Below are 19,846 nucleotides of genomic sequence, written 5' to 3' on the forward strand. Positions count from 1 at the left end.
GCGCGCGCCGCTGGTTCGCAAGGGACGGCGGATCACGCGCCTTGTCCGGCGTTTCGTCCGCCGCGCGCCGAGCCGCCCCAGCACGCTCCGATGCGGGGAGGCAGTGCGACGCCCGCCGCGGATGCCGCGGCGCTCGCGGCCGGTTCGTCGTTCTGCCGAATCGTGTTGCGCCGCTGGCGCGCGATGTTGTCGCGGCGCGTCTGTTCGAGTGCGTCGATCCGGTCGATTTGCGCGAGCAGCGCGTCCTGTCCGGAGAAGTCGTATCGCACATCGATGTAGCGCACGCCGAGGCGTTCGAGCTGGGCTTTCGCGTCGGGAAAATCACCGGGCGTGAAACGGCGCACGCCGTAGCGGAAATCCTGGACGAAGCGCGCGACGCCGAGCGCCCCTGTATAGCGACGCACGAGCGTGACGCCACCGAGCGCGATGCGTAACGTCGCGTCGCCGCATTGATCGGGCCGCCAATCGATTTGCTCGGATACGCGGAAGTTGTAGTTCGTCAGCGTGCGCGCTTGCGGTGCGCATTGCAGTGTCAGCGTCGTCTCGAACGGCTTCGCCTGCGCATCCGGATTCACGTCGGTTGGCTGCGCGACGATCCCGATGCGCATCGTCTGCGCGTGGAGCGCGTCGATCTGTCGGCCGAGCGAAGCGATTTGCTCGTCGAGTTCCGCCGCTGCTTGCTGTTGCGCGTGCCGCTCGGCGTCGCGCCGCGTTTGCGCGACGCGCCGGGCGGCCGCGTCGTCGAGGAGCGGCAGGAACGTGTCGGTGAACGGCAATCGGTAGCCGAGCGTGTCGACCACCGACGCACGCGCCGCGCCGACGCGCACGAACGGCTTCGCGGGACCGTTGACGAACGCCCAGATCGCTCCTTGCGGGCCGTACAGCCGGTCGTCCTCGTCGTCTTGCGTCGCCGCGCGCTTGAGCGGCCACAGCACATCGCGTTCCCAGTCGCTTTGCAGTGCGCAAGACGCCTGCTGCTCGACATACCCGAACACCGCATGCAGTGGGCCGCCGATGAGGCTCCAGACAACGTCGCCGCCGACATCGCGATCGCTTGCGAGCTGCTTGACGCCCCGTAGCGCGTCGTCGGCTGCCCGCATCGCGGACGCTTCGACGGACGCATCGGCGCCGAACCCGTGGAAGTCGGCTGCGAGTCGGTAGGCGGCGCCTGTGCCCGCGAGCGCGTCGACGGCGAGTGCGGCGACGCGCCGATCATAGTCGACGAGCGCGTCGCGCAGCGCGGCGTCGCGCTCGAGCGTCAACCGGCCTTGCGCGGGCGCGCCGCCGAGCGTTTCGCGCAACGCCCGGCCACCGCTGCGCGAAATCGAGCCGAGCAGCGCGCCGAGGCCGCTGTTTGGCTTGGGCGCCCATACGGGCGCGAGCATGCGTGATGCCATCCGGACGAACCGCAGCCACGGTGGCAGCGCATCGTCGTGCGCGGATTCGAATTCACGCGTGACGCGCGCAAGCAGCGCCGCGAACGGATCGCGGCGGTCGGGAATTCGGTCGATCACCACGCGCCACTGCGCTTCTGTCGTCAACAATTGCTCGCCTTGCGGGAAGCGAGCGACGAAGTCGCGCCATGCGTCAATTCGCTGCGCGCGATACCACGCGTCGAACGCGTTGCGATGGAACGCGAACTTGGGCTGGTTCGCGACGGCCTGAGCCATCTCGTCGAGGAACGCGTCGATCGCCGGACGATGCGCAGCCGTCAGCGCGGCTGACACCCGCACGTCGCGCAGCGCGGGAGGCAGCGCGCGCGCCGCAGCGGCCGGCCAGAAGTCGGCAAGCGTCACGTCGTGCGGCGTTGACGTGTCGGGCACGTCGAGCAGCCATGCGCCGTTGGGATCGCGGTACGCGAGCCGTTCGAGCTGCGCCTGCGCGGCCGCGATGCGAGCTGCGAGCGCGCCGTCGTCCGGTGCGCTCCAGGCAATTTGGTCGACGACGAGTGCGTCGATGCGCGGCGACGGTTCATCGTCACGATCGCGTGCGCCGTCTGCATCGTCTTCGTTCGGTGCACGGGCGATCTTCAGCGCGGGCATTCGCACGAGCGTCTCGCGGTCCGCGCCGCGCTGGCGCGCCTGCATCAGGTTCACGTAGCGGACCAGATTGCGGATGCGCGCGGCGACATCGCCACCGCCGTCCGCGCGCGCGTCGCCCGCATCGTCCGGCTCACCGAAGAACAGCCGGTCGGCGGAAGGCTCGATCGACCGTCGATAATGCGCGACGTAGCGGCGCTTGAGTTCCGCTTCAAGCCTGCCGACGGGCGTGGCACCGGCGATCGTGCGCACGAACGGCCGATTGTCGCGCTGCTCGACGTCGCCGATCACGCGGCCAATCCGCTCCAGCGTTGCCGCATCGCGCCGGAGCTCGCCTGCGAAGCGCGTATGCGCGGGATAGTCGCGGCGGACCAGCTCGACGGTCCGCACGTCGCCGACGAACGACGCGGTCATCAGCAGCCCGATCGCGACACACGCGAGCAGCCACGCGCCCAGAGCGAGACGCCGCAGCGTCAGCCGCGAGCGGCTCGGCCGCTCGACGGGGCGCGACGCGTCACGATCGCTCGGCAGCACGCGTGCGAACACGTCGTGCAGGAACAGGCCGGCGTCGTCGGGCCTGCGCGCGGGCGCAGCGTCGAGCCAGTCGGGCAGCGTCAGCGAATGCGCGCCGCCTGTCTGTCGGCCGCTCGCGAACAGCAGACCGCGCAGATGCGGCGTCTCCTGATAGACGTTCGGGCCGAACGCCGCGCGCGTGAACGCGTCGAGCGCGGGCCGCAGGCGCGCTAGTTCGTGCTGCAGCATTAGCGTGCGTGGCGAAGGCGGCTCGCCGCGCGCCGTTAGCGCGGTACGCAGCACGCTCAGACGCGCGTCGAGGCTGTCGAATGCGTGCGAGATGAATGCGTTCGCGTCGTGATCGCCGAGATAGCCGAACGCGCGCTCACGGTCTTGCGGCGCAAGTTGCGCGCTCCATTCCTCGAAGCCGTAGAGCCGGTCGCACTGGGTGACAAGCACGTAGACCGGGAAGCGCTGGTCGAACAACCGGATCAGGTGCTCGAGCCGTTCGCGGATGGCGCAGCCGTCGATCGTCAGCGCGTCGCGATCGGCTTCGATGAGGCGCGGCGCATCGATCGCGACGACGACGCCATTGATGCCTTTGCGCGCGCGCGCGCGGCCGAGCCGATCAAGGATCGCGCTCCATTCTTGCCGGTCGGCGTCCGTCGCGTCGGGCTCGGTGAAGCGGCCTGCGAGATCCAGTACGACCGCGTCGTCGAAACACCACCAATCGCAATCCTCGGTCGGTTCGATGAGCGCATCGCGGCACGCGCGCCGCAGTGGCGATGCGACACGCGCGCGGGTCAGCGCGGTGGTCTTGCCTGAGCCGGAGCGGCCGATCACGAGATACCATGGCAGGGCGTCCCGCGGACGACCAAGCAGGCCAGGGGCGGGCACAGCGCGCTCGAGCGCTGTGAGCGACGCCTGCCAACGCGTGGCGACGCGCTTTTCCGGCGTCTCGAGATCGGTAGGCAGGCGCTCGGACGCGTCGAGTCGCGCCAATTGCCCGCGTGCGCGCACGGCGCGCAATGCGCGGCGCGCGACCCGGATCAGGAGCCATCCGGCGAGCGCCGCGCAGAACGTGGCGGGCGCGCACCACAGCGGCCAGTCGAAATAGAGCGCGGTTGCCCAACTGAACGCGGCGAGTGCGACCAACGCGGCGATGCGCGCGATTACCATGCCGATGATCTTCATTGCAATCCGGGGAGTTCCGAGTCGATCATCCGCACGATGATGGGAAGCACCGAGTCGACCATCCGCGCGATGACGATGTGATAGATCAAATAAAGCGACAAGAGGATCGCGAGCGGCAATCCGACGTTCAGGCCCGCGAATCCGATACGGCGGTGCGCGCGCGCTTTTGCCACCGTGGCCTGAGACTCGATGCCTGTATAGGCGGCTGGAAACGGCGGTTCGCCGTCGGCGCGCGAGGCCGCTTCCGCCGACAGTGCTTCGATCGCGCGTCGCTGGATCGCTTCGAGCGGTCTGCTGTCGCCGTCGTAGCCGTATCGGCCGCGAAAGCCGAGCCGCAGGCAAAGGAGAAAGACCTCCAGCACGTCTGCGCGCTCGCCGTCGAGCGTTTCGATGCGCTCAAAGAATTCGACGCCTGCGTGCGACGTGCCAAAGTAGCGTTTCTGCAGAAGTCGCAACGTCCACCGATCGGCGTCGTCCCAGCCGCTGTTCAGTAACGCTTCGTCGATCCATGCGCAAACGGCGAACAGCGCATCGTCGACGTCGGTTTCGGATGCGCCGGCGCACGCCGCGTGATCGCGCGCGCCATCGATCAGAATGTCAAACCGCAGCGCAACTTCAGCGGCGTCGCCGCGTGGGTGTTGCGTGAACTGCCGCGCGTATGCGACGAGCGGCATCATCGAATCGGACAGTTTCATGATACGTGCCTCACTGCGGCGAGTTCCGCTTGCAGGTCGTCCGGCGCGTCGTGCCAGCGCAACGACACGCGCCCATCGCGCCTGATTGCATCCCACTGGCGGCCGGTCTGCTCGATCCGAAAGTACTGCGTGCCGCTGCAGCGCGGCAGCCGCTGCGGTGCGCAGGGCAGGCGGGTCAGTTCGACACCCGGCAGCGCGAGTGCGGTGAGTTGGGGCATCTCGTCGATCGCGGCAATACGGCTGCCGTGCAGAAAGCGCTGCGCGACCGTGTCCGGATCATGCTCGCTGCGGATCACCAGATAGAACAGATGGCGGTCGCCAAAGACGTCGGGGGGCAGTTGTGTGGACCACTGCGCGGGCTGGCGCGGTCCGTCGGGTTCGAACGTCGCGACGCAGTCGGGGCCGACCGCGATCTCGTCGAGCAGATGGACGATCAGCGCGTGCGCCCGCGAGAAGCAGGTGCCCAGATCGCGATGGTCGTACGGCGGCAAGCCGCCGCTCGCGTCGAGCGTTTCGCCGAGCATATTGAAGCGCTCGGAGAACGCGCTCAGTTCGCCGATGAGTTGCCGAAGCGCACCGAAGATCGTCCACGGATGTAGCCGATCGCATTCAGCGAAATGGAACAGCAGCGGGCCGAAGCGGTTCAGCGAGCGCAGCGCGAGCAGGAGCGTCATGTAGCTCGCGTCGAATTCGGCATGCTGCATTTCGCGCGGACTTTTGTACTGCTGCAGCCTCCGCGCGCGGCCCGCGAGCTCGTCGCGAATGCAGTGGATTCGGTCGAGCAGTCCGCGCGAGCCGGACAGCGCGTAGCAAGGCGGCACGAATTCGTTGTCGAGCCGTAGACGCTCACCGTCGCGCACGATGCGCGCGAACGGGATCGTCTCGTGCCCGGAGAGCGCGTCGAGTTCGTGCTCGAAGACGATCTTCAGCACGTGCTTGAGCGTGCGCACCGGCGCGGGCGGGTGGTCCGAGTAGAGATCGCCGACGTCGTCGGCGGACGGCAGCGTTGCGTAGCGCGTCGCCGCGCTCGGCAGCGCGTCGGCGGCGGCTGCGACCGTCACGTTGTTCGCGCCCCGCGCGAGCCGCTTTAGCGCGACATGAGCGACGAGCGCCCGGCCGTCGTCGAGCCACGCGGGATCGAACGCACGCGCAGCGATGACCGCATTGCCCGGGTACTCGACGTAACTGCGGTCGGAAAACAGCAGGTGCGCGGAGCGGATCTCGACCACGCGATTGTCGATCGCGGCTTCCGCGAGCGAAAGCGCGCCGACGCCCCAGAAGTGCGGGGGGCCGGACGCGAGCCACGGCTCGGCGCGGAACTGCTGCTGCAGTTCGGCCAGTTGAAAGTGTTGCGGCTGCAGGAGCATGCCCTGATGCCAATAGACGTTTTCCATGTCGTACGTTTCGGGTTCGTGAATCATTGCTTGCGCCGCGCACCGGTCGCGTCGCTGCCGTGCTTGTCTTCGCCTGTGTCGTCGGGCGGCAGCGTTAGCGACTTCGCGCCGCAGTCGAGCAGCGTCCATGCGCGCGCGCCGGGTGGCGGCAGCCTCAGGCGCGTTTCGCGCGCGTCGGTGATGCTCTGCGCGCCGAGCCGCAGCTTCAGTTCGAGCATCCGCGGCGCGGCGCGATAGGTGGGCGAGAACCAGCCGCGCTTGTCGATTTGCAACGGGACGTCGTAGAGCCGCATGGAGCGTGGGCCGTCAGCGTCGTAGTAGCCGGCGACGATGCCGATGTAGCGGGCCTGCTGCGCGCGATCGATCGATAGCGCGACGCGTGCGCCCGGCGAAACGACGTAGCGTGTGGTCTGAATGACGCCTGTAGCCGTCCCGCCCGCCGCGAGCGTTGCGCGCAGCCGGTCCGGATCGTCGGCGAGGTTGCGGAACGCTTGCGCGTCCGCGGTCTGGAAAATCGTGAGCAGCAGCGTGTGCGGCGCGTTCAGGTATTCGTTCAGCCGTGGCGACGCATCGATATCGATACGCAGCGCGTCGGGCATGTAGTCCCATCGCACGTCGGCGCGCGCCTGCTCTTCGGTAACGCCCGCTGCACAGCCCGCCAACGCGGAGAATGCGGCGACGGCGCACGCGCGCGCCGCGAGGCGGCGCGCCGTCGTCAGCGCGGAAATCTGTTGATCGTTCATGTCGAATCCTCAGCTCATCGCCATCACTTTTTGCTGGCTCGGTTGCAGCACGGCGCCGGTCGCATTGCCATCGTTGTGCTTCGTCGGCGTCGAAAGCCGCACGACGGGGCTGCCTTCGAACTTGATCTTCGCGCTGCCCGCCGCGAATTCGACTTTGCCCATGATCTTTCCGGACATCACGCCGCCGACGGTGCCAGGCTGGTCGCCGTTCGTCATCGGAATCGTCGATTTCTTGGTGAGCGCGGGCATTCCGCAGACGAGTACTTTCGTCGTGATCGAAGAGCCCATCATCGGCGCGCCGGTGTTCGGATACGGGACGGGAACCGGGCCCGTCGGCGTCGGCGTTTTGCAGACGTCGGCGGGGCTCATGCACAGGCCGGACGCGGTGGTGACGACAAACATGTTTGAACTCCGAATCAAGAAGAGAAAATCAGCCGAGGTCGATGCGTTCGCCATCGATGCCGACGTGACGGTCGGCGAGCAGCGTGACGTCACGCGCGTGCAGGTGCGCGCGCTCGTCGATCTGCCAGCGCACTCGACTCGCGCGCGTGTCGTCGACGCCCCGCACGCGGCGAAAGCAATGGCCAAGCGTGTGCAGCGCGCGGCCGATCGTCGACGTGAAGCGGCGCGCAACGAGCCGCACGTCGTGCGCGCGGCCGTCTATCGACTGCGCGCGCGCGTCGAGATGCGCGGCGCGCACGCATGCGCGATGCGCGCTCAGATCGACACGCGCCGCGCGGGCGTCGATCCGGTCGCGCGCCGCGAGCGCGATGTGCGGCGCGTCGATGCGAAGTCCGTCGATGCCGGTTTCGAACACGACGCCGCCCGGCAGCGCGAGCGCGGCGTGGGGCGCGCCGGCGCGTGCAAGCACCGTGAGTACGTAAGCGGACGGCGCGCCGGATGTGTCGTCGGCAGCGCCCGCGCGTGCGTTCGCGCACGCCCAGATCAGCACGCTGTCGCCGATGTCGGGTGCGAGCACGCAGCCGTCGGCGCGTCGCGCGCGGCCGACTGGGTCGTCGAGCAGCAGCCAGTCGCCGACGCGGCCAGTCACGTGCGACGCACGCAACGTCGCGCCGGCGTCGAGTACGCGCGGGGCGTCGACGGGCGGAAGCGGCGAAGCCGACTGAGCGGCGGAGGAAGGAACGTTCATCATCGATGCGTAAGAGCTGGGCGTTATCGTTCGGGCGCGGTCCATCGTTCGGCCTGCGCGAGTGTGGGGTCGGTCGGGCGCGCGCCTGTCTTGCGTGTGCCGTCCCAGCGGGCGGCGCGATCGTCGACGGCGTGTAGGTTCGCATGCGAGAAATCGGCGTCGGTGCAGTCGGCGCGCGACAGCTTCGCGTGCGAGAAATCGCAGTAAACGAAGCTGCCGCCCGCGAGCGTCGCATCCGCGCAATCGGCATGCGCGAAGAGCGACATCCGCGCGCGCAGCCCCCGCGCGTTCGCCGACGACAAGCGGGCGCGTGCGAAATCTGTCTCGTCGAACGCCGCGCCGGAGAGATCGGCGCCGACGAGCGTCGCGTCCGCGAAGCGCACATGGCGGCCGCGCGCACCCGCGAGCGTTGCGCGCTCGAGGTCGGCATCGAAGAACATCGTCTGCACGAGCGATGCGCCGCTGAAATCGCTGCCGGACAGCTTCGCGCCGTTGAAATGCGTCATTGTCAGGTCGCAGTGGTCGAAGCGTTGCCCGCGCAGATCCGCATTCGTGAGGAGCGCGTTCGTCAGACGCGTGGCGTCGAAGCGCGCGCTCGACAGGTCGGCGTGCATCGCCGCGAAGCGCTCGAGTTCAGCGTTCGCGAAGTCAGTGTGCTCGAAGCGGCAATCGACGGCTTCGCAACGCAGCAGCTTTGCCCCGGCGCACTGTGCGGCGGCGAGGTCGCAGCGCTCGAACGTCGAGCGCGCCCAAAGCGCGTCGGCTAGCGTCGCTTCGGCGAGATCGGCGTCTGTCATCGCGAACGCGGCGCCCGTCGTCGCGCGCAGGCTCGCGGCGTGCAGCGCGACCTCGTGCCAGCTCGATCCGCCGAGTGTCGCGCCGTCGACGCGTGCGCCCGTCAGGTCGCAATGTAGCCAGCACGTCGTGTCGAGCTGTGAGGCCGAGAGGTTCGCGCCGCGCAAGATCACGCGGTCGAACGTGCAGCCGGACAGATCGCGCCGCGAAAGATCGGCATGCGAAAGATCGACGCCGGATAGCGTGCGGGTGTCGGCGAGAGCGGCAAGCGCGGCCTGAAGGATGTCGGACATCGATGTCGTCAAATGGATCGGCCGTCGGTGTCTGGGGAGAGGCGGCCCGGCACGTCAAGCAGCGTTCGTTCGACGTTCGCGCCGTCGAACTGTGATCGGCCGAGCGCCGTGCCGTAGCAATCGGCGCCGTACAGATTGCTCGATTGCAGTTGCGCGCCGTCGAGCCGCGTGCGGCGTAGCGATGCGCCGAACAGGTTCGAGAAGCGCATGTCCGCGTGTGATAGATCGGCCTTCGCCAGATCGGTGCGCCGCGCGCTCGTCAGGGTCAGTTGCGTGCCGCTCGCGATCGCGCGAACGAGGCTCGCGCGATCGAGCGTCGCCTTGTGCAGATTCGCGTAACTCAGGTTCGCGCCGTCCCAGTTCGCATCGTCGAGCGCCGCGCTGCTCAGGTCGGCCTGCCGGAACGACGTCGACGCGTCAGCGCGCGAACCGCGCAGTGATGCCGAGTTAAACCGAGCATGGGGCGCTTGCGCGGCGTGCCATTCGACGCCGTCACATTGCGCCGACGCGAACGTTGCGTCCGTAAGCGTCGCGTGCTGGAAGTTCGCGCGCGGCAAGCGCGCGGACGTGAAATCAGCGGCGTCAAGTGCGCAACCGGCAAAGCTCGTGTGCGCGCCGTCGAGTCGCGTGGCGGTAAGCCCGGGCATCGCGCTTTCATCGAATTGCGCTCCCGTGCAACGGCTTTCGACGAGCGACGCACGCGTGAAGTCGCAGTGGGTGAAGTCGGCATGGTCGAGGCGCGCGCGGTCGAGCGTGGCACCTTGGAACGATGCGCCGGGCGCGGACGCGTGTACGAGCGTCGCCTCGCAAAGGTCTGCGTTCGAGAAGTCCGCATGCGGCAGCAGCGCGCGTTCGAACGACGCGCCAGCCAGCCTACAGCCGGCGAAGCAGGTTCGCTCGAGGTGCGAATCGCGGAAATCCGCGTGTTCGAGCGCTGCCGACGAGAGATCCAGGTCGCTCAGATCGAGGCCGGCGAAGCCGAGCCCGCGGGCGTGGCGTTCGATGACCCGCTCGCGCGTAAGCGGGCTCGCGGGGAACGCTAGTGCGACATTGACGAGTTGATTGGCGGGCGGCCGTTCGGGGACGGCCAGCACATCCGGTGCGATCGCCTCACGGTCGCCGAGGGCCGCGAGGCCAGCTGTCAGTGCGTCGAAGTCAAGCGGCGTATCGGGCGTGTCGAGTGCATCGAGCGCGTCCGCGAGCGCGGCGAGCTGGGGTTGGCCGTGCGCGGCCGCCTGCACCTGCGCGCGCGATAAGCCGTGATGCTCGACGAGTGCGCGGGCTTCCGCGTCGGCTTGCCGGAATAGTTCGACGAGCGATGCGTCGTCCGATTCCGGCGACCCGGGAGACGATGACGACGGCGGGGTAGCGCTTTGCTCGCCGGCCGCCGCTGATGCGCCACACTGGGTTTGCCATTGCTCGATCTGCGCGTCGAGTTCCGCCGCTAGCGCGGCCAGTTCGTCTAGGTTCAGGTCGGTGGGTGCGACGCGCGCGGGCAGCAGCCGTGCGATATCGGCCTCCGTCACGCCGTGCTCGGCGAGCAGTGCGTCGGTTTGCGCGGCGAGTGCCGCCGCATCCCGTTTCAGCCCGGACAATTCCGGTGCAGGCGGTTCCGCGTACGAGGCCGACGCGGCCGGCGCAGAGTCCATGTCGCGGCCGGTATCGGCGCGCGCTTCATCGTCGACGCTTGCGGCTAGCGCGGCGGCGTTCGCGAGCGGACGCCGGTCTTCGGTCATTGGCCGGCCGATGTAAGCATCATCGGCCAGCGGAGGAGCATCGGCGCTTTCCCAGCCGGCGATCACGCGCACGACATCATCGCCGTCTTCGTCGTCGATCGCAGCGAGCGCGCGATACAGGACGATTCCGCAGACCGCGCCGGGGAACAGCCAGACGGTTTCCGCGCGCATCGGACACGTGTCGACGCGCGCGACGCCGCCGACCGAGCGCTCGACGAAGCAGCGCGCCCGCACGCGCGGCAGCGCGCCCGCGACGATCGGCCGATCCGCATGCATGTTGACGAGCTCGATGTTCTCGCCGCCGCGCCAGAATCCGGCGATCCGTTGGTCGCGCGGCGCTGAGTGGAAGTACTCGGCGCGTGTGCCGGCGGGGAGATGGGGCCAGTGACGCGCCTGCCAGCGCGCGTCCAATGGTCCAAGATGGCGCGCGCGCTCGCGATCCGACGCCAGCAATGCGCGGAAATCGGCAAGCGGCGCGGACGCTCGCACATCGACGAGCCGCTCCTTGCACGTCGCACCGATGCGTGCGCGTACCGCGATCGACGCGCGCGCGCCGCGTTCGCACGCAGGCGCATGCACGTCGCCGTAGACGAGAAATTCACTCGCCGGCTTCGGAAAGCCTTCGTCAAGCGGTGCATGTCCGTCGAGCATCTGTTGCGCGACTTGCCAGAGCTCCGTCTCGGTCGCGAGGTCATCGGGGCCGACGGGCGCGTCAGTGCGCAGCGGAAAGAGCGCGAGCGCGCCGATCGACAGCCGGTCGACGCCTTCGAAGCGTAGTGTCCGGTAGAGCAGTGCGAGCGTATCGGGTTTGACGATTTTCATGAAGGAATGCGTACGAGTGAGCAGGTCAGCCGAGCTGGATCAGTTGGCCATCGATCTTCACCGACGCGCTGCCGCTCAGCTTGAGGTTCGTCGCACGCGCGTCGATCGCGCCGTCGCTGCCGAGCTTGAGCGCCGCCGAGCCGCAGTCGGCCGCGATCTTGCCTTCGTCGACCTCGACGCTCGATTTACCCGCTTCGACGCCTATCTTCGTTTCATGGACGTCGAGCTTCGCCTTGCCCTGCGCGTGCGCGAGCGTGATGCCGTCGGCCGTCGCGACGAGCCGGTTGCCCTTGAAGCCGAGCTCCGCGTCGGATGCGCTCATCCGCACGGCGCTCAGGCTCTTGACGTGCTTCACGAATTTTTGCTGCAGGTTGTCGATCTTCAGCGCGACCAGCTTCTGCTTTGCGTTCAGCTCGACGAGCTTCGCCTCCTTGGCCTTGATCGCGACCGCCGCGACTGCGTCGGCCGGCGACGGTGGCGTCGGCACGAGTGCGCTCACGCCGAACGCGTTCTGATCGGTCGACAGTACTTGGTGCTCCGCGATGTCGGCGTCGAGATCGGCGATGTCCTTCAGACACGCGTCGAGATCCTGACGCAGCCCGATCAGTTCCTTGAGGTCGAGCTTGGTCACCGGATCGGCCGGTACCGCGAACAGCAGCGAGTCGTTCGCGTGGACGTGTGCATGTTTCGCCGATTCGACGCCCCAACGGCCTTTTCCGACGCTCATCGCGACGTCGGCCGCGCCCGGCCCCTTGCCATGCGTCGACCACGTGACGCCGTCGACGGTCAGCGACATCCGGGTCGCGTGCGTCAGGTTCTTCGCGGCGAGGGCGATGCCGTGCTTGCCGAGCGACAGGTCGGCGACGGGTGGTAGCGCCGCCTGCAGCTTTGCGATGTTCGCGAGCAGCGTACGCGACGTCGCCATCAACCCGGTGCTGACGGCGGTCACACCGGCGAACTGCGCGGCGGACACGCCGAAGCCCGCCCATGGCAGATCGGCGATTGCGCGGCTGCCCTTGATGAGACCCGCGGCCGCGGCCGCGGATCCGGCATTCGCGAGGCCCGATACGATCATGAACTTGCGCACCGTGCCTTTGAGCTTGTCGAGCTGCTTTTGCAGCAACGCGGATGCATCCTGCCCCGCGGACAGCCGGATCGCGTGCGTTGCGGACTGCTTGTGGAGCGTTTGCAGCAGCGTCGACGCGCTGTCGTTGATCTCGCAGGTCCGGCTGCCGGGCAACATCCAGCGCAGGTTGCCTTGCAGCGTCGTCAGGAAATTCGCGCTGACGTCGAGACTGTTACGCACGCCGACGTAGACGTCGGTGTTGCCGCCCATCGACACCGTGCATTTGAGGCCGCCCGAGAAGCGGTACGCGTTGCCGAGCGAGAAATCGAACTTATTGCCGGACGTGAGAAGCGCGAGCCCGCCACCCGGCCCGACCGCGCCGATGCCGATATGGTTGTTCGGCGCATGCAGCCACGTCGCCGCGTCGCTGCCGTCCTTCATGTAGAGCTGGTTGTGTTCGGTCACGATCCGGTGCGCGGCCGGATTTTTGCGCGTCACGACGCTGCCGTGCGACGAATTGGGCACCGCGCCGACGATGACGGGGCGGTCGGGATCGCCGCCGTCGAATGCGATCTTCACCTCGGTTTGTTTCAGAAGCGGCAAATGCATGCCGCGGTCGCGGCCCGAATACGGCGTTGCCATCCGGATCCGCGCGGAGCCCTTATTAGCCGGATGGGCGGTATGCGCGAACGGAAAGCGCACTTTGTACTGCCCGTATTCGTCGAGCTCGGCGAGCTTGCCGCCGCCCTCGCCATCGACGATCGCGCTGACGACGCCCGCCGCTCGCGGCTTCGGAGTCATGCGCGGTGGCCGGTACTGGACGTCCGCGGGAATGGCGTCGAATTCGCTGCGGTAAACGATGTCGTCCGACGTCACGCCGAAGGGCGCGTCGAGATCAGGAAACAACAGGCGCGCCTGCGAGCCGCGATGTGTGACCGCCGTCACCAGATATCGGCCGTCGAAATCCGCGCGATAGTGGCCCGAGAGCGCGATGTAGCGGCCTGCGCGCAGACCGGTCGCGGTCGCTTCGCCGACGAACCGGCGGCCTTCGCATGTCAGCGCCTCGGCACGTAGCTTCGCATAGCGCCGGCCCTCTTCCTTCGTATGGAAATGGTCATCGCTCGACACTAATTCGCCGACGCCGTCGCGCGACACGCTCTCGCGGACTTCGAGCGGCAGCTCCGCTTTTCGGTGATTGAAATCGCGTAGCACGACTTCGCGCGGCAGCGGCTTCACGCGGCACGCGAACGCCTGCACGCGGTTGGCGTCGATGCCCGTGTCGAAATCCGTCGGGGGCAGGTAGCGGAGTGCGAGATCGTCGGCCGGGCCCGGCTGATGGCGGCGCTCGTCGACGATCACGAGCGTATCGCGCGCGCCGTCCTGCTCGAAGTAGTAATAGATGCCTTCCTTTTCCATCCAGCGCGACACGAAATCGAGATGGCTTTCGTCGTACTGGCAAACGAAGCTGCGCTTCCGATAGCCGCCGCCGTGCCGGAACCGGTAGTCGCGGCTGCCGAACGACGCGGCGCGCAGCACCTTTTTCACGATGTCGGGAATCGTCTGCTCGTTCAGGTAGACGTCGGACACCCTGTACTGCGACAGCCGCCACAGGCGCGGCACGAGCACCGCACGATAGACGGTACGGTCGCGAAAGCCGTTCAACTGCTCGAACTCGGCGAGCACACCGGAATAACGCGTCGTGTTGGCGTTGCCATACGCCGGGCGGATCGTCAGCGTCGCTGAGCGGCTCAGCATCTTTGCGAAGTCGATTTGCGGCTCCGCGCTGATGAGCGTCAGATCGAATCGGTACAGTTGCGAGATCGCCTCGCGTCCGGTCATGTCGACGACTTCAAACGTCGTTTCGCCGTACGCGTCGCTGACGAATGCGAAGCGCCGCGCGTTCGCGGACGCCGCGTCGGCAATCTGTGGGTGGGACGAAGACATCGGGAACTCCTGGGCGTCAGAACGCGTCGGTCGCGTTGGACTCGGCCGGCTCGTCGGTCGAGACGACGAAGCGGCCGTCGGCGTCGACCGCGACGCGGATCGCGGACGCAGGCGTCGCATCGCACGCGTGCACGAGAATGTGCTGCGCGAGCGCCGGCAACACGTGACGTTGCAGGACGAAGTCGACGTTGCGCGCGCCCGATTCGACTTCGGTACAGCGCGCAGCGACGTGCGCGACGACGGCGTCGTCGTGGACGACGCGCGTTCCATGCTGCGCGGCGACGCGCGCCGTAATACGTTCGAGCTTCAGCCGCGCGATGTCCACGAGCGTGTCGGGCGCGAGCGTCGCATACGGAATCACGGTCATCCGCGCGAGCAGCGCGGGCTTGAAATGGCGCGACAGAGTCGGCCGGATCGCCGCGCGCATCGCGTCCGCGTCTGGCCGGCAGCCGGACGCGGCTAGATCGGTGATCGCATCCGTGCCGAGATTCGACGTCAGGAAGATCACCGTATTCGCGAAGTCGACTTCCTTGCCTTCGCCGTCGGACAGCGAGCCCTTGTCGAAGACCTGGTAGAACAAGTTCAATACATCCGGGTGGGCTTTCTCGACTTCATCGAGCAGCACGACTGAATAGGGCCGCTGGCGCACCGCCTCGGTCAGCATCCCGCCTTCACCGTAGCCGACGTAGCCGGGCGGCGAGCCGATCAGCCGGCTGACGTCATGCCGCTCCGGGTATTCGCTCATGTTGACGACGACGATCGAGCGCTCGTCTCCGAACAGCGCGTCGGCGACGGCGACCGCGGTTTCCGTCTTGCCGACGCCGGACGGCCCCGCGAGCAGGAACACGCCGAGCGGTCGACGCGGATCGTGCACGCCGGCCGCGCCTGTCTTGACGGCTTCCGCGATCTGCTCGATCGCGTGATCCTGGCCGCGGATGCGGCGCTCGAGCGTGTCGGCGAGCCGCAGCATCACGTTCGCACGGTCGCGGCGCAGCTTGCCGGCCGCGATGCCGGTCCAGTCGGCCACGACGTCGGCGATCGCGTCCGGATCGACGTCGATTTGCACGAGCCGGGCATCGCGCTGCGCGTGCTCGAAGCGGCGGGTCGCGTCGGCGAGCGCGCGCGCCGCGCGGTCGTGGGCGTCGGCGGGCGCATTCGAATCGGCCTGGGCGTTCGAAGCGGCGCGCGCATGCGCTGCGGCATCCGCGACCGCACGGCACGCGCGGCGCGCCTCGACGAGCGCTTGCGCCGCGTCGCGCTGCGCCGCCCATGCGTCGCGCAACGCGTCGGCGCGCGCGGACAGCGCGGCAAGCTCGTTCGCGATGTCGGCGACACGCGGCGTGTCCGGCGCGCAGCGATCTGCGAGGTCCTGCCGCAGCGCGCGCCGCTCGCGCTCGAGCGCCTGGATCGCGCGCTCCGCGTCCTCAAGCGCGGCGGGCTTCGTCTGCTGGCGCACCTTTACGCGCGCGCAGGCCGTGTCGAGCAGGTCGATCGCCTTGTCCGGCAACTGCCGGCCCGTGATGTAGCGGTCCGACAGCTCGGCTGCCGCGACGAGCGCATCGTCGCGGATCGACACACCGTGCGTGTCCTGATAGCGATCCTTCAGGCCGCGCAGAATCATCACCGACGTCGCGACATCGGGGCTGTCGAGCTTCACAGGCTGAAAGCGTCGGGCGAGCGCCGCGTCCTTCTCGAAGTACTTCTTATATTCGCTCCACGTGGTGGCAGCGATCGTACGCAGCTCGCCGCGCGCGAGCACGGGCTTCAGCAGGTTCGCCGCATCGGACGCGCCCGCCGGGCCGCCCGCGCCGACCAGCGTGTGCGCCTCGTCGACGAATAGCACAATGGGCGTTTGCGACGCGCGGATTTCGGCGATCACGCGCTTGAGCCGCTGCTCGAATTCGCCCTTGACGCTCGCGCCTGCCTGAAGCAGTCCGAGATCGAGACCGAGCAGCGTCGCGTGCCGCAGCGTCGCCGGCACGTCGCCTTCGGCGATCCGCAGCGCGAGCCCCTCGACGACGGCCGTCTTGCCGACGCCCGGCTCGCCGACGCACACTGGATTGTTCTTGCGGCGCCGCGCGAGGATGTCGACGATCTGACGGATTTCGGCGTCGCGGCCGAACACCGGATCGATCCCGCCGGCGCGGGCCTTCGCGGTGAAGTCCTCGCAATAGCGGGCGATCGCGCTCGACCCATCGTGCGCACCGCCGGGCGCGGCGTCGCGCGCGCCCGTTTGGGTCGATTCGACCGATTGCGCGCATGCATCGGTGAAGCGCGCGAGAAGCGCGTCCTTGCGCAGCGACTGCAGCACGTCGTCGTGGCCGGACGATGGCTGCCGCGCGGCGCGCACGACAGCGGCGGCAAGCACCGCCGCCGAGCGGATTCGCGTCTCGCCTAGCTCCAGCGACGCGATCAGCCATGCGTCCTGCAGCAGTGCGAGCAGCGACGGCGCGAACGCGGGGCGGCCGCTGTCGCCCGCCGGCCGTGCGTCGAGCGCCGCGTCGGCTTGCCGGCGCAGGCGCGCCGCGTCGGCGCCGCTCGCGCGCAGCAGCAGCGCGACGTCAGCCGACGGCTCGTCGCACAGCCGCGCGAGCAGGTGCTCGACGGTGACGTCGTCGTGCCGGCGCGCGACGCATGCGCCGACCGCGTTTTCGAGCGACATCCGGCAATAGGGGTTGAGCTGTTCGATCAACGGCTTCAGGTCAACCAGCATGATGGGGTCTCGCTTGATCAAAGAGGGAAGTCGGAAGACGGAATTCAGGCGACGTCGCGCGTTCGGCAGACGGGCCGCCGAGCCACGCGTCGAGCCCGACGCGCGACCATGCGTCGTCGCCGCAGCGCGCTGGGCCGGCGTCGCGCACGCGCACGCGTACCGCGACGTCGACGACGAACGGCTGCGTCAGATAGAGGCGGGTGAGGAACCGGAGCCGGCGAAACGCGTCGCCGCCAGGCATTAGTTCGCGAAACAGCGGGCCAGGCACGTCGCCGAGCATGATGCGCAGCCGCCCGCCGTCGTCGCGCATCCGCTCGCCGACGCGCGCGTCGACGCCGAGCCGATGCGCGCGCGCGCCGACGCGAGTACGCTGATCGTCGGGAATCGGCAGCCACTGCGGCACACACTGCTCGATGTCGACCGTCGAAGGCGCGAGCGCGTCGGCGAGCAGCGCGCGTAATCCGGACGCCGAGCGCGGCCGCTGGCTCAGCAGTCCGACGTGTCGCAGCAGCGCGTGCTCGTGCAGGCCCGCGTCGCGCGCGGTGCGCACGTCGACGCCCGCGAGCGCATAGAGCGGGCGTAGCGCGGCTGCGTCGTGCTCCTCGACGATCCGCAGCGACAGTCGATACTTGAGCCATGCGTCGAACAGGAGCGGATAGAGCACGCGATGCAGCACGTCGAGGAAGCCTCGCGCCGCGTGGCGGCCCTTGGACGTTTCATCGATCAGGTCTTCGGTATAGAACGTCGGCAGCGGCGACGACACGCCGTACAGCCCGAAGAAGTTCGCGATGACCCGGTAGCCGCCGTCTTCCGCCTTGTCGATGCGCTCGACATCGGTGTCCGGAAACGATAGCGTGAGATTCGGCCGCGTATGGATCGGCATCGGCGCGGCGGGCCCATCCGCGGCGTCGCCGCGCCGTTCGCGAACAATGCGACGCAGCAGCCGGATCGCCTGGAAATACGCGAAGTGCTTTGCCTCACCGAGCAGGACAGGCTCTAGAGCAGGCATTGCGCCCCCATCCTCGGCGGCCACGCGAAACGCTCGCCGTCGGGCGACGCGTCGATCTCGACGCGCATGTATGTGTTGATCGCCGCGTAGTCGGACAGAAAGCGCTCGAGCACGCAGCCGAACAGATACAGCTCCCCGGTGCCGCCGAATGCGTCCGAGCGGCAGCGCAGCGCGACGCGCTGGCCGTTCAGCATTCGCTCGCCGACAATCCGCGTCTCAGGCTGTACGTCGACTGATTCAATCCCGTCGATGCGGCGGCGGTCGCCTTGCGCGCGTGAGTCGTCGCGGTACTCGGCGAACGCGTGGAGCGCGAGCATCTGCTTCAGGCTGTCGGCGCTGCCAAGCGACAGGAAATTCAGCGCGAGAAGGCCGATCGTCCGCCACAGCAGTGGCTCGCCGAGCGGCGGGTCGATCGACGGGCTCACGGGCGTGATGTTGGCGAACGCGAAACACTCGGGCGAGCTGTCAGTCGGGCGGCACACGTCGCCAATCTTCAGACTCGCGGGCAGCGCGCCGTTCGTGCATGACAGGTCGATCGAAAGTGTCTCGGTCGCGAGCGCCTCGCCGGGTGGATAGGCGAGCGCGAGATGGACGTTGTGTCTGCGCCCGTCGAGCGCCGTGCGGCGAATCAGCCGGTAGCTCGCGGCGTCGCCCGCGACGCCGAACGGTACGTAATGCCGATCGCCGGGATGGCCGGGACGATAGCCAACGACGCGATCGACGGAAAAGATCCGGCAGTGGCCGCGCGCGTCGCCTTCGGGCTGCAGCCGGTAGTCGGTCGCACGATGCTCGTGCTGGATCGGTACCGCCTCGTGTGGAAACAGGTTCAGCGCGGCAGCGACGTTCAGCCGGAAGCTGTCGCGATCGACGCACGACAACCAGTCGGGCGCGCAGTCGAGCGTGAGCCACACGCTGAACTGCGTGCCTGAGCGGGCGGCGCGCCATCGCTCGAGGCCGGTCAGTTCGACGAACAGGAATTTCTCGGCGAACGCGAAGTATTCGTGCAGCAGTCGGAAGCCCGGAAACGCGCGGTCGGGGCAGGGCAGCAGGACGTCGTCGAAGCCCGCCGGCCGCAACGCGCCGCCGCCAAGCGCGATGCGCGGGCCGGGTCGATCCGGGGGGCCGCACGTGATGTCGACCGATACGACGTGCCGCATCAGCAGCGCAAACAGCCGGCTCGCGCGCAGCCGCTCGCCGTCGACGAACAGGCGGATGCGCGTCGCATCCCATTCGCTTGCGTCGATGCCGAGCATCTCGAAGTCGAGGCGCAGCGCGGGCAGGTCGCCCGCGGACGGCACGAACCGGCAGTCGGCGAGTGCAATCGGCTCGACGTCGAGGTCGACGCACGTGCGGAACCGGCAGGCCGTGCCGTCGACGGGCGTCGATTCGATCTCGGTGCCGGCCCCGACGACCGCGCGCTCGCGCAGCGCGCCGCGCGGCTCGAACGCGATCAGTGTTGCCGCCGGAACCGGGCGTAGTGAGTGTGGAAACAGCAGGTTCGCAAGTCCCTGCACGAGCTCCGGAAGGCCGTCGTCGAGCTTTTGCCGAGCGAGCCCCGTCAGGAACGCGACGCCTTCGAGCAGTCGCTCGACATCCGGGTCGCCCGACGGCGCGCCGAGCATCGGCGCGAGCAGCGGGTGCGCGCGGCCGAACTCGACGGCGAGCTCGCGCAGACGGAACAGTTCGTCCTCGTAATAGTGATTCAGCGTGGTGGTGGTGGTCATGATGGACTCGCGGCGA

Annotated in this window: 12 protein-coding genes; all 12 read right to left on the bottom strand. The window is 68.4% G+C overall.

Features of this window, described 5'->3' with window-relative positions:
- Positions 1 to 32: 32 nt before the first annotated feature.
- Genes BG90_RS24015 through tssF form a run of 12 tightly spaced genes read right to left on the bottom strand, consistent with a single transcriptional unit; the run spans position 33 to position 19,830 of the window.
- A complete protein-coding gene (locus BG90_RS24015) occupies positions 33 to 3,731 on the bottom strand; it encodes a type VI secretion protein IcmF/TssM N-terminal domain-containing protein (protein ID WP_045568554.1) in 3,699 nt (1,232 codons plus the stop codon).
- A gap of 11 nt (positions 3,732 to 3,742) precedes the next feature.
- Complete coding sequence (locus BG90_RS24020; protein ID WP_010119497.1) at positions 3,743 to 4,441, bottom strand: DotU family type IV/VI secretion system protein; 699 nt, start codon at positions 4,439 to 4,441, stop codon at positions 3,743 to 3,745.
- Entirely contained in the window at positions 4,438 to 5,835 is a 1,398-nt protein-coding gene (gene tssK / locus BG90_RS24025) for a type VI secretion system baseplate subunit TssK (RefSeq protein WP_010119495.1), read from the bottom strand. The genes BG90_RS24020 and tssK overlap by 4 nt, the downstream gene beginning before the upstream one ends.
- A 23-nt stretch (positions 5,836 to 5,858) precedes the next feature.
- Positions 5,859 to 6,578: a type VI secretion system lipoprotein TssJ gene (gene tssJ / locus BG90_RS24030; RefSeq protein ID WP_010119493.1), complete on the bottom strand. Its 720-nt coding sequence runs from the start codon at positions 6,576 to 6,578 to the stop codon at positions 5,859 to 5,861.
- Positions 6,579 to 6,587: 9 nt separating this feature from the next.
- On the bottom strand, positions 6,588 to 6,980 hold the full coding sequence (locus BG90_RS24035; protein WP_010109470.1) for a DUF4150 domain-containing protein: 393 nt from the start codon (positions 6,978 to 6,980) through the stop codon (positions 6,588 to 6,590).
- Between the two features lie 28 nt (positions 6,981 to 7,008).
- The gene (locus BG90_RS24040; RefSeq protein WP_045568418.1) at positions 7,009 to 7,773 is read right to left on the bottom strand and encodes a DUF3540 domain-containing protein; all 765 of its coding nucleotides are present in this window, start codon (positions 7,771 to 7,773) and stop codon (positions 7,009 to 7,011) included.
- The gene (gene tagB-5, locus BG90_RS24045) at positions 7,752 to 8,816 is read right to left on the bottom strand and encodes a type VI secretion system accessory protein TagB-5 (RefSeq protein WP_010119488.1); all 1,065 of its coding nucleotides are present in this window, start codon (positions 8,814 to 8,816) and stop codon (positions 7,752 to 7,754) included. Before tagB-5 ends, BG90_RS24040 begins: the two co-directional genes overlap by 22 nt.
- Positions 8,817 to 8,824: 8 nt before the next feature.
- The gene (locus BG90_RS24050) at positions 8,825 to 11,374 is read right to left on the bottom strand and encodes a type VI secretion system accessory protein TagAB-5 (RefSeq protein ID WP_010119486.1); all 2,550 of its coding nucleotides are present in this window, start codon (positions 11,372 to 11,374) and stop codon (positions 8,825 to 8,827) included.
- Positions 11,375 to 11,399: 25 nt separating this feature from the next.
- Positions 11,400 to 14,384 (bottom strand): type VI secretion system Vgr family protein, encoded by a 2,985-nt coding sequence (locus BG90_RS24055; RefSeq protein WP_010119484.1) that lies wholly within the window; start codon positions 14,382 to 14,384, stop codon positions 11,400 to 11,402.
- A gap of 16 nt (positions 14,385 to 14,400) precedes the next feature.
- The gene (tssH, locus tag BG90_RS24060) at positions 14,401 to 17,100 is read right to left on the bottom strand and encodes a type VI secretion system ATPase TssH (protein WP_045568555.1); all 2,700 of its coding nucleotides are present in this window, start codon (positions 17,098 to 17,100) and stop codon (positions 14,401 to 14,403) included.
- The gene (tssG, locus tag BG90_RS24065) at positions 17,087 to 18,106 is read right to left on the bottom strand and encodes a type VI secretion system baseplate subunit TssG (protein WP_010111606.1); all 1,020 of its coding nucleotides are present in this window, start codon (positions 18,104 to 18,106) and stop codon (positions 17,087 to 17,089) included. Before tssG ends, tssH begins: the two co-directional genes overlap by 14 nt.
- A complete protein-coding gene (gene tssF, locus BG90_RS24070; RefSeq protein ID WP_010119469.1) occupies positions 18,094 to 19,830 on the bottom strand; it encodes a type VI secretion system baseplate subunit TssF in 1,737 nt (578 codons plus the stop codon). The genes tssG and tssF overlap by 13 nt, the downstream gene beginning before the upstream one ends.
- Between the last annotated feature and the right edge of the window lie 16 nt (positions 19,831 to 19,846).

Source organism: Burkholderia oklahomensis C6786, assembly GCF_000959365.1.
Classification (GTDB): Bacteria; Pseudomonadota; Gammaproteobacteria; order Burkholderiales; family Burkholderiaceae; genus Burkholderia; species Burkholderia oklahomensis.

Coding starts and splice junctions, on each gene's coding strand:
- BG90_RS24015 (WP_045568554.1), bottom strand. CDS start 3,731: ATGGTAATCGCGCGCATCGCCGCGTTGGTCGCACTCGCCGCGTTCAGT.
- BG90_RS24040 (WP_045568418.1), bottom strand. CDS start 7,773: ATGGACCGCGCCCGAACGATAACGCCCAGCTCTTACGCATCGATGATG.
- tssJ (WP_010119493.1), bottom strand. CDS start 6,578: ATGAACGATCAACAGATTTCCGCGCTGACGACGGCGCGCCGCCTCGCG.
- tssK (WP_010119495.1), bottom strand. CDS start 5,835: ATGGAAAACGTCTATTGGCATCAGGGCATGCTCCTGCAGCCGCAACAC.
- tssG (WP_010111606.1), bottom strand. CDS start 18,106: ATGCCTGCTCTAGAGCCTGTCCTGCTCGGTGAGGCAAAGCACTTCGCG.
- BG90_RS24020 (WP_010119497.1), bottom strand. CDS start 4,441: ATGAAACTGTCCGATTCGATGATGCCGCTCGTCGCATACGCGCGGCAG.
- tssF (WP_010119469.1), bottom strand. CDS start 19,830: ATGACCACCACCACCACGCTGAATCACTATTACGAGGACGAACTGTTC.
- tagB-5 (WP_010119488.1), bottom strand. CDS start 8,816: ATGTCCGACATCCTTCAGGCCGCGCTTGCCGCTCTCGCCGACACCCGC.
- BG90_RS24050 (WP_010119486.1), bottom strand. CDS start 11,374: ATGAAAATCGTCAAACCCGATACGCTCGCACTGCTCTACCGGACACTA.
- BG90_RS24055 (WP_010119484.1), bottom strand. CDS start 14,384: ATGTCTTCGTCCCACCCACAGATTGCCGACGCGGCGTCCGCGAACGCG.
- BG90_RS24035 (WP_010109470.1), bottom strand. CDS start 6,980: ATGTTTGTCGTCACCACCGCGTCCGGCCTGTGCATGAGCCCCGCCGAC.